Raw genomic sequence first — 9,202 nt, 5'->3', positions numbered from 1 at the left:
CCCGCGCTGGACTGTGGGTCGATGAACTGCGCTCCGCGCAGTTCATCGAACAGCCGGGGTCAAGACCACGAGCGACCCTGCCAAGCAAGACGGCAGCGCTGCTGGTTCAACGGGCAACGCGCTACCACCGGCCTGTTGGAAGAACTGCGCGCAGCGCAGTTCTTCCACGAAAGGTCCAGGGCTGGCCCTGGTTCGGGTCGAGGGGCGAACAGCCCCCGCGGGGCCCGGGGCGGCGCCCCGGCGCGGCGCCTCCCAATGCTCAGCCGCCAAACCCCCGCCGTGCTCGCCTGGACGATCGCCGGGGACCGTCGCTGGGCTTCGCCCTGCCATTCCTTATACTGCGAGGGATGCCGACCCGATGGTCGCTCGATCCTGACCGCCTCTTTTCTGCGGAGCCCTCGCAGCGAGCGTCCGCCCGGGAGCTTTACGACCTCGTGCGTGCTCTGCCCATCGTGAGCCCGCACGGCCACGTGGATCCCTCGCTCCTCGCGGATCCTGCCGCTCGCTTCGGCTCGCCCGCCGACCTGTTCGTCCTGCCCGACCATTACGTCTGCCGCCTGCTCCACAGCCGCGGCATTTCCATGGAAGACCTCGGCATCCCGACGCGCGACGGAAGCCCCTACGAGCGCGATCACCGCCGCATCTGGCAGCGCTTCGCCGATCTCTTTCACGTCTTTCGTGGCACGCCGAGCGGGCTCTGGTTGTCCGACGTCCTCATTTCCGTGTTCGATGTGACCGAGCGCCTCGACGGAACAAGCGCCCAGCGCATCTACGATCACCTCGCCGAGCGCCTCGAACGGCCGGAGTTTTCGCCACGCGCGCTCTACGAAAAATTCAGGATTCGCATTCTTTGCACCACGGATGGCGCCGCCGATTCGCTCGAACATCACCGCCGCCTCCGGTCCGAGGGCCGATTCGACGTTCGGCCGACCTTCCGGCCCGACGCCGTCGTCCACCTCGGCACGCCCGGCTTCCGTGGTCACATTGAAAGGCTCGGCACGGCCGCCGGCATCGACATCACGACCTACGCCGATTACATCCACGCTCTCGAAGAGCGCCGCGCCACGTTCAAGGCGCTCGGCGCCACTGCCACCGACCACGGCGCCGTCACGCCGCGCGCCGAGCGGCTCGGCCTCGCCGAGGCCGAGCGAGTCTTTTCGCGCGCGCTCCGCGGCGAGGCGGACGAAAACGACGCGGCTCGGTTCTCCGCCCACATGCTCATGGAAATGGCCCGCATGAGCGTCGAGGATGGCCTCGTCATGCAGCTCCACGCCGGCAGCCTGCGGAGCCACCACGGCGCGCTCCTCGCGCGCTTCGGGCCCGATCGCGGCGCCGATATCCCCGTGGCCACGGAGTGGACGCGAAACCTGCGGCCGCTGCTCGAAACGTACGGCGACGATCCGCGCTTCCGGCTCCTCGTCTTCACGCTCGACGAGAGCACCTATGGCCGCGAGCTCGCCCCGCTCGCCGGGTACTATCCGGCCGTCCTCCTGGGCCCGCCCTGGTGGTTCTTCGATAGCCCGAATGGAATGGTCCGTTTCCTCGATCAGGTCACGGAGACCGCAGGCCTCTACAACACGGCGGGTTTCACCGACGATACGCGGGCATTTTGCTCGATCCCGGCGCGGCACGACGTCTGGCGCAGGGTGAGCTGCAACTGGCTCGCCGGGCTCGTGGTGACGGGGCGGCTCGACGCGGAGGAGGCCGCGGAGCTCGCGACCGAATGCGCGGTGGGTCTGGCCGAGCGCGCGTATCGGCTCGGCGCGGAGGATGTTTCGCCATGAATCCGGCGGCGCTGTTCGACATTCGCGGCGAGGTGGCGGTCGTCACGGGCGGCAGCGGCGTTCTCGGCGCCACGTTTTGCCGCACGCTCGCCGCGGCCGGCGCATTCGTGGCCGTGATGGGGCGGCGGCGCGAGCCGTGCGAGGCCGTGGTGGCGCAGATCCGCGCGGAAGGCGGCGAGGCCCTCGCGGTGCCGGCTGACGTGCTCGATGGCGCGGCGCTCGACGCTGCGGCCCGGCACATCGAGGCCACGCTCGGGCCGGTCACCATCCTCGTCAATGGTGCGGGGGGCAATCACCCGAAGGCCACGACCGGCCCGGACCGCAGCCTGTTCGAGCTGGATCCGGCGGGGTTCGGCGCGGTCTTCGATCTCAACGTGCAAGGCACGCTCCGGCCCTGCCAGGTCTTCGGGCGCGGCATGGCGGCGCGGGGACGGGGCAGCATCGTGAACATCACGTCGATGAGCGCCGAGCGCCCGCTCACGCGCGTGGCCGCGTACGGCGCGGCGAAGGCCGCCGTCGTCAACCTGACGCGCTGGCTCGCGGTGCACATGGCCCAGATCTACGGCCCTCACATCCGCGTCAACGCGCTCGCGCCCGGGTTTTTCTTGACCGAACAAAACCGATTTTTGCTCACCGATCCCGCCACGAACACGCTCACCGAGCGGGGCAGGGCGATCGTCACGCACACGCCCATGGCGCGGATGGGCGCGCCGGAGGATCTCGCGGGCGCGCTGCTCTTCCTGGTGAGCCCGGCGTCTGCCTTCGTCACGGGCGTGGTCTTGCCGGTGGACGGCGGGTTCTCCGCCCAGAGTGGGGTATGAAATGCTGATCGGCCAGGGTTCTTCTGGGCAAACCCTCGCGGACGAGGCCGTCCACTGCATCCTCGACGAGGCGCTCGCCGCGCTCCCGCTCACGGGCAAGCGGCTCCTCGTCATCATCCCGGACGCGACCCGCACGGCGCCGATCCCGCTCCTGTTTCGGCTCCTCCACGCGCTCCTCGCCGGACGCGTGGCGCGCCTCGATTACCTGATCGCCCTCGGCACGCATCCGCCCATGGATGCGGCCGCGATCGAAAAACTCGTCGGCAAGGATGCGCCGGGTCGCGACGACGGGCGGACCTCGATCTTCAATCACGCGTGGGACGACCCGGGCGCGCTCTCGACGCTGGGCGTGATCGGCGAGGACGAGATGGCGCGCTTGACCGGCGGGCTGCTCGCGGTCGCGACCGAGGTGCGGATCAATCGCCGGATCTTCGAGTACGATCAGATCCTGATCTGCGGCCCGGTGTTCCCGCACGAGGTCGTGGGTTTCTCCGGGGGCGCCAAGTATCTGTTCCCTGGCATTGCGGGGCGCGAGATCATCGATACGACCCACTGGCTCGGCGCGCTCTCGACGAGCATGTCGACCATCGGCGTCAAGGATACGCTCGTCCGGCGCGTGATCCACCGTGCGGCGCAATTCGTGCCGATGCCGGTGCACAGCGCGGCCCTCGTGCTCCGCGGCGCGCATCTCCACGGGCTCTACGTCGGCCCGCACGAGGAGGCGTGGAGCGCGGCGGCCGATCTCTCGAACGAGCTCAACATCGTCCACACGAAACGGCGTTACAAGCGCGTGCTCTCGCTCCCTTCGACGAAATACGCCGACCTCTGGACCGCGGCCAAGGCGATGTACAAGACCGAGCCCGTGATCGAGGACGGCGGCGAGGTCGTCATTTACGCGCCGCACCTCGGAGAAGTCTCGTTCACCCACGGCGCGCTCATCGATCGGGTGGGCTACCACGTGCGGGATTATTTCCTCGCGCAATGGGACCGCTTCCGCACCGTCCCCCTGTCCATCCTCGCGCACAGCACCCACGTGAAAGGCGCGGGCAGCTACGACGCCGCGCAGGGAGAACGGCCGCGCATCCAGGTGACGCTCGCGACGGCGATCCCGGAGGAGCGCTGCCGGCGGATCAACCTGGGGTTTTTCGATCCAAGGCACATCGATCCCGCGGCGTGGGAGGGGCGGGAAGAGGAGGGGATCCTGGTCGTGCGAAACGCGGGCGAGGTGCTCTACCGGTCATGAAGCGCGGAGCTCGTGCTGGAGCTGCTCCAGCTCCTCGCCGCCCGCCATGCGCCGGACCAGCTCGTCGCGGCTGATCTCCGCCTTCGCAAAGGTTCCCTCGCAGCGGCCCCGGTTCAAAATGGTGAATCGATCACCGACCATGTGCGCGTGGTGCGGGTTGTGCGTGATCAGAATGACGCCGCAGCCGCGCGTGCGCGCCTCCATCACATAACGCAGGACGATGCCCGCCTGCTTCACGCCGAGCGCGGACGTGGGCTCGTCGAGCACGAGCACGCGCGCGCCGAAATGGATCGCCCGCGCGATCGCGAGCGCCTGGCGTTGCCCGCCCGAGAGCGCCGAGACCGGCACCGACATGTCGCGGAGCTCGACCCCCATCCGCTTTAGCTCGGCGCGCACCACGGCCTCCGCCTCGCGCAAATCGAGGCGCCGGAGAGGCCAAACCCCCCGGGTAGGCTCGGCGCCGAGGAAAAAATTGCGCACGACCGAGAGCATCGGGACCATCGCGAGGTCCTGATAGACGGTGGCAATGCCCCGGGCGAGCGCGTCGCGCGGCGAGGAGAATCGGACGGGCTCGCCGTCCACGAGCAAGCGCCCTTCGTCCGGCGGATGGACGCCCGAGAGCGTCTTGATGAGCGTCGATTTGCCCGCGCCGTTGTCGCCGAGGACGCACAGGATCTCGCTCGCGTACACCCGCATCGAGACGTCCTCGAGCGCGGTGATGCGGCCGAACCGCTTGGTGACGTGATCCGCTTCGAGGATCGGTGCTTTTCCGTTCGTCTCGTGGCTCATCGCCGCGCCTCCGCCGCCCGCATCTGTACGGAGCTGTTGAGCAGCACCGCCAGGATCAGCACCGCGCCGAGAAAAACCTTGTACCAGTCCGAATCCACGCCCGAAAATACGATCCCCTGCTGCACCATGCCGAAGAGCAATGCGCCGCAAGCCGCGCCGAAGACGGAGCCACGCCCGCCCGTGAGCAACGTGCCGCCGAGGACCGCGGCGAGAATGGCCTCGAGCTCCTTGCCCGTGCCGCGCAGGACGTCCGTGCCGCGAAACTGCACGGTTTGAAACGTGGCGACCAGGCAAGCCGCGAGCGCGGTCGTCATGAAAAGAAGGATTTTTACGCGGTCGACCGGGATCCCCAATCGGCGCGCGGCGTCCGGCGCGCCGCCGACCGCAAAGATCCAGTTGCCCGGCCGCGTGCGCACGAGGACCCACGTGGCGAGCGCCGTGAGGCCCACCCACCAGAGAAGGGTGATCGAAAACGGCCCGATCTGCCCGGCGAAGAGCTTCTGCGCCGCGCCGAACCCGCCCGCGTCCTCGAGGCCGCCGACCTGGGTTCGTCCGGTGATGAGGCGCGTCGTGCCAATCGTGCCGCCGGCCAGGATGAAGAGCGTGCCGAGCGTGACGATGAACGAAGGCAAGCGCGTGCGGGTCACGATGAGGCCATTGACGAGGCCCACGCAGGCCGAGAGCGCCGCGGCGGCCGCGATGCCCGCCCATAAGGGCCAGCCGAGCTCGGTCGTGCAGAGCGCCATGGTCATCCCGCTCGCGGCCAGGGTCGAGCCGATCGAGAGGTCGAATTCGCCCGCGATCATCAAGAGCGCGACGGGCGCGGCCAGGATGCCGAGCTCCGCGGCGATGGCGAGGTAACTCGCCGTGCCGGAGAGCGTCAAGAACCCGGAATCACCGGCCGTGATGGCGAAGAAGAGCCAGGCGGCCACCACGGCGGCCACGACGCCGAGCTCGGGGCGGTAGAGCCATTTGCGCGCGGACACGGCTAACGAATCCCTTTCTTGCTCGCGTCGATCACCGCCGCCGCGTTTTCCCGCGTGACGAACGAGGGCCCCGTGGGGATGGACTCCGCCGCGGGGAGCATGCCGTGCCGCGTATATTGCTCGAGCAGGACGACGGAGAGATACCCTTGCAAATATTGCTGCTGATCGATGGCGAACGAAATCTGCCCGTCCCGCACCGCCGCGAGGACGTCGGGCGAGAGGTCGAACGTCGCGACCTTGATCGTGCCGAGGCGATTCGCTTGCCGGAGGCCCGCGAGGGCCGCATGCACGCCCGGCGGGCCCAGCGTGAAGATCCCGTCCACGTCGGGCGCCAGAGCGGCCATGATTTTTTGCTGCGTGTCGGTGGGGCTCGTGGCGTTCACCGCGAGCACGCGGCCCTTGCCCCCCGCTTTTTCGAGCGCGTCGAGGAAGCCGCGGCAACGCTCGTCCTGGGAGACGTTGCCGACCTCGTGATTGACGCAGATCGCATGGCGCACGCCCTCGTTTGCCATGCGCTCGCCGCCTGCCTTGCCGGCGTCGTATTCGCTCTGGCCGACATGCAGGAGGGCGCCCATCTTGCGCGCCTCGTCGCCGCCGGCGTTGATCGTGATGACGGGAATGCCGGCGTCCCGGGCCGCCTCGAGCGAACGCGCGAGGGCGCTGGGATCCGGGACCGATACGATGAGGCCGTTCGGCTTACGGGCGACCTCGGCGTCGATGAGGCGGCTCATCGCGACCATGTCGAAGGTCTGGGGCGCCTGGTAGGTGACCTTGACGCCCATGTCCTTCGCCGCCTGGTCGATTCCGTTCTTCACCACGGACCAGAATGGATCGGAGGCCTGGCCGTGCGTGACGACCGCGAAGCGCGACGCGGCGCTCGAATCGCGTGTGGTCGCGCTCGCGCGCTCGCCCCTGCCGCACGCGACGGCGAAGAGGGCAATGAAGCAGGCGAGGACCATCCACGACGCGCGGCGGCGGGCGGAGAGCTCTCTTTTCATGTTCCCCATTTCCTCGCGGAGACCCCTGCGCCGCGACCTCTCGAGAATCCTAGCGCCGCCTGGACCCTCGCGCTATTGCCCTGGACAATGAGCGTGACCGAGCACCTTGGGCAGATCCAGGATGGGAGACGAGCGGCCGGCGCGGCGGGAAAGAAGGAAACGTCGGAGTTCCGCGATTATCGTGCCGAGGCGCGGCCCAGCGTCAAGGAGCTCTACCGGCTGAACCACGAGAAGCAGACGCTCTCGTTCGTCGAGGAGAAGGAGCGGCAATACCTGAGCCTGGATCGGCATCGGGCGGGCATGTGGGAGGTGCTCGAGCTGCTCGATCGGCTGGTCGACGACAGCGATCCGGACACGGAGCAGTCGCAGATCGCGCACGCGCTCCAGTCCGCGGAGGCGGCGCGGCGCGACGATCAGCCGCCGTGGTTCGTCCTGACGGCGCTCATCCACGACGCGGGCAAGGTGCTTTGCCTGTGGGGCGAGCCGCAATGGGCCGTCGTGGGCGACACGTTCCCCGTGGGCTGCGCATTCTCGGATCGGATCGTCTTCCCCGAGCTCTTCGCGAAAAACCCGGACCTGCAAAACCCGCGCTACCAGACGCCCTGCGGCATGTACGAGGAGGGCGGGGGGCTCTCGAAGGTCCACATGTCGTGGGGGCATGACGAATACCTTTACCACGTGGTCAAGGATCACCTCCCGATGGAGGCCCAGTACATGATCCGTTATCACTCGTTCTACGCCGCGCACCGCGAGGGGGCCTACGGGCACCTGATGAACGAGCAGGATCGGCGGATGATGGAGTGGGTGCGGCGGTTCAACCCGTACGATCTCTACTCGAAAGCCGACGCGCCGCCGGACGTGGCGCGGCTGCGCCCTTATTACCAGGACCTCATCGCGAAGTATTTTCCGGCCGAGCTCCGCTGGTAATCCTCAACGGAGGGCAGGGGCCGCCCGAAAGGACGGCCCGTTCGCCCGGCTCACGAATACAGCTTCCGATAAAGCTCGATCTGCCGCTCCTTCGCGGCCCGGTAGACGCCTTCGACCTCCGGCCGTGGCTCGAAGATCCGGGACGGAGACGGCGAGAGCGCGTCGAGGGTTCCGAGGCCCCGCGCCGCGAGCGCCAGCATGGCGGCGCCGCGCACCGTCGCCTCCTCGCCCATGAGATGAACGGGCGTCTGCATGGCGTCGGCGAACATCTGGGCCCAGGCAGGAGAAGCGGAGAGCGCGCCGCCTCCCGCGAAGAGGGCGTCGCTGCCGCCGAGCGCGTCGAGGATCTGCGCCAGGCGCAAAGCAATGGCTTCGTACAAGGCCTGGACGATATCGCGCGGCGTCGTCGACAGGCGCAGCCCGTGCAAGGTGGCCGTCGCGTCCGGCCGATACCCGGGGCTGCGTTCTCCCGCGAACATGGGCAAGACGGTGAGCCCATGCGCAAACGGCGCGCCGAACACGAGCGGCTCGCCTTCGAGCTTCAGATTCGCGCGCGCCCAGGCGTGGGCATTTCCCCCTTCGCTCGTGGCGCCCCCGAGGAGCTCGCGTGTCTCGTCGATGGCATAGGCCCAGAGTCCTTGCGGCACGTGACACGGCGGGGCCTCGGCGACACGCATCTGCCGCAGGGCCGCGGTCGTCCCGACGGTCAACGAAGTGCTCCGCGGCGCAATCGCCCCGCTGCCGACGTGCGCCGCCGCGCCGTCCCCGATGGCCAGGAAAAACGGCGCGTCGCGGAGCGCGGGCCAGCGCGTGGCATACGCAGGCGCAAGGCCCCTTTCGGCATGCCGTGCTCCGGCGAGCGGCGGGAGCTCTTCCAGCGCGAGCCCGAGGATGCGCAGCCATTCGGTCGACCAGCGCCGGGACGCGCGGTCGAAGAGGCCACTCCAGGCCGCCACGGAATGGCTGCACGGCACCTCCCGGCCGAACCAGGCGCGATAGAGGTACGTGCCGAAATCGAGCCACGTCGCGGGCTCGAGCCGCCCGCTCCGCGCATACCAGCGCAAGCGCGCGGGGTGATACGCGGGATGCAGCGGACATCCCGTCGCCTGGTACAGACGGGCGACGTCGACCTCGGTTCGTAATGCTTCGACGTCCGCAGCCGGGCGGGTATCGGCATACGTGAACACAGCCGTCACAGGCTGATTCTCGGCATCCACGCCGAGCAGATTGCCCACGAACGTCGCCAGCGCGACCGCGTCGATCGGCGGCGCACTCGCCACGAGCCGATCGACGCACCCTTCGACAGCGCCGCGCAACCTGCGCGCGTCCACCTCCGAGGTGCCGTCCGCGGCCACCGTGAAGGCATGGACTTCGGCCGTCTCCGCGACGATCCCCGCGCTCCCGTCACAAATGGCGGCGCGCACCGACGAGCTGCCGACATCGATCACGAGGACGTACGCCATGGGGAGTTCCTACTCCGAATCGCGGGCCGAAGCATCCCGGGGGCCTGAGCATGGTGTCTTCTTGGGGCGCCTCGCTGGGGCGTTGCCCCAGGCCCCACCCGGGGCTGTCCGCCCCGGGACCCGGACCAGCGCCCGCGCTGGACTGGGGGTCGATGAACTGCGCGATGCGCAGTTCATCGAACAGCCGGGGG

At 68.9% G+C, this 9,202-nt stretch carries 8 protein-coding genes; 4 read left to right on the top strand and 4 right to left on the bottom strand.

Annotated features, from left to right (window positions below):
* Positions 1 to 347: 347 nt before the first annotated feature.
* The 3 genes from uxaC to QHF85_RS49000 are packed head-to-tail and all read left to right on the top strand — an operon-like array spanning position 348 to position 3,848.
* Positions 348 to 1,784: a glucuronate isomerase gene (gene uxaC, locus QHF85_RS49010; protein ID WP_281334457.1), complete on the top strand. Its 1,437-nt coding sequence runs from the start codon at positions 348 to 350 to the stop codon at positions 1,782 to 1,784.
* A complete protein-coding gene (locus QHF85_RS49005) occupies positions 1,781 to 2,605 on the top strand; it encodes an SDR family oxidoreductase (protein WP_281334456.1) in 825 nt (274 codons plus the stop codon). Before uxaC ends, QHF85_RS49005 begins: the two co-directional genes overlap by 4 nt.
* Position 2,606: 1 nt before the next feature.
* Entirely contained in the window at positions 2,607 to 3,848 is a 1,242-nt protein-coding gene (locus QHF85_RS49000; RefSeq protein ID WP_281334455.1) for a lactate racemase domain-containing protein, read from the top strand.
* Here QHF85_RS49000 and QHF85_RS48995 read toward each other — a convergent pair.
* From QHF85_RS48995 to QHF85_RS48985, 3 genes are read right to left on the bottom strand one after another with little or no spacing between them, the layout of a single operon-like run.
* Positions 3,843 to 4,637, bottom strand: coding sequence for an ATP-binding cassette domain-containing protein (locus tag QHF85_RS48995; RefSeq protein WP_281334454.1), 795 nt, complete (start codon positions 4,635 to 4,637; stop codon positions 3,843 to 3,845). The two genes, QHF85_RS49000 and QHF85_RS48995, sit on opposite strands and share 6 nt — an antisense overlap.
* A complete protein-coding gene (locus QHF85_RS48990; protein ID WP_281334453.1) occupies positions 4,634 to 5,623 on the bottom strand; it encodes an ABC transporter permease in 990 nt (329 codons plus the stop codon). Before QHF85_RS48990 ends, QHF85_RS48995 begins: the two co-directional genes overlap by 4 nt.
* Positions 5,624 to 5,625: 2 nt before the next feature.
* Positions 5,626 to 6,621, bottom strand: a complete 996-nt coding sequence (locus QHF85_RS48985) for a sugar ABC transporter substrate-binding protein (RefSeq protein WP_281334452.1) — start codon at positions 6,619 to 6,621, stop codon at positions 5,626 to 5,628.
* Between the two features lie 93 nt (positions 6,622 to 6,714).
* On the opposite strand from QHF85_RS48985, the gene QHF85_RS48980 reads away from it, so the two are divergent.
* Positions 6,715 to 7,548, top strand: coding sequence for an inositol oxygenase family protein (locus QHF85_RS48980; RefSeq protein WP_281334451.1), 834 nt, complete (start codon positions 6,715 to 6,717; stop codon positions 7,546 to 7,548).
* Between the two features lie 50 nt (positions 7,549 to 7,598).
* Here QHF85_RS48980 and QHF85_RS48975 read toward each other — a convergent pair whose 3' ends face one another.
* Complete coding sequence (locus QHF85_RS48975; RefSeq protein ID WP_281334450.1) at positions 7,599 to 9,011, bottom strand: FGGY family carbohydrate kinase; 1,413 nt, start codon at positions 9,009 to 9,011, stop codon at positions 7,599 to 7,601.
* Between the last annotated feature and the right edge of the window lie 191 nt (positions 9,012 to 9,202).

This window comes from Polyangium sp. 6x1, assembly GCF_029946515.1.
Lineage (GTDB): Bacteria > Myxococcota_A > Polyangia > Polyangiales > Polyangiaceae > Polyangium.
This window is presented reverse-complemented; position numbering and strand designations above follow the sequence as displayed.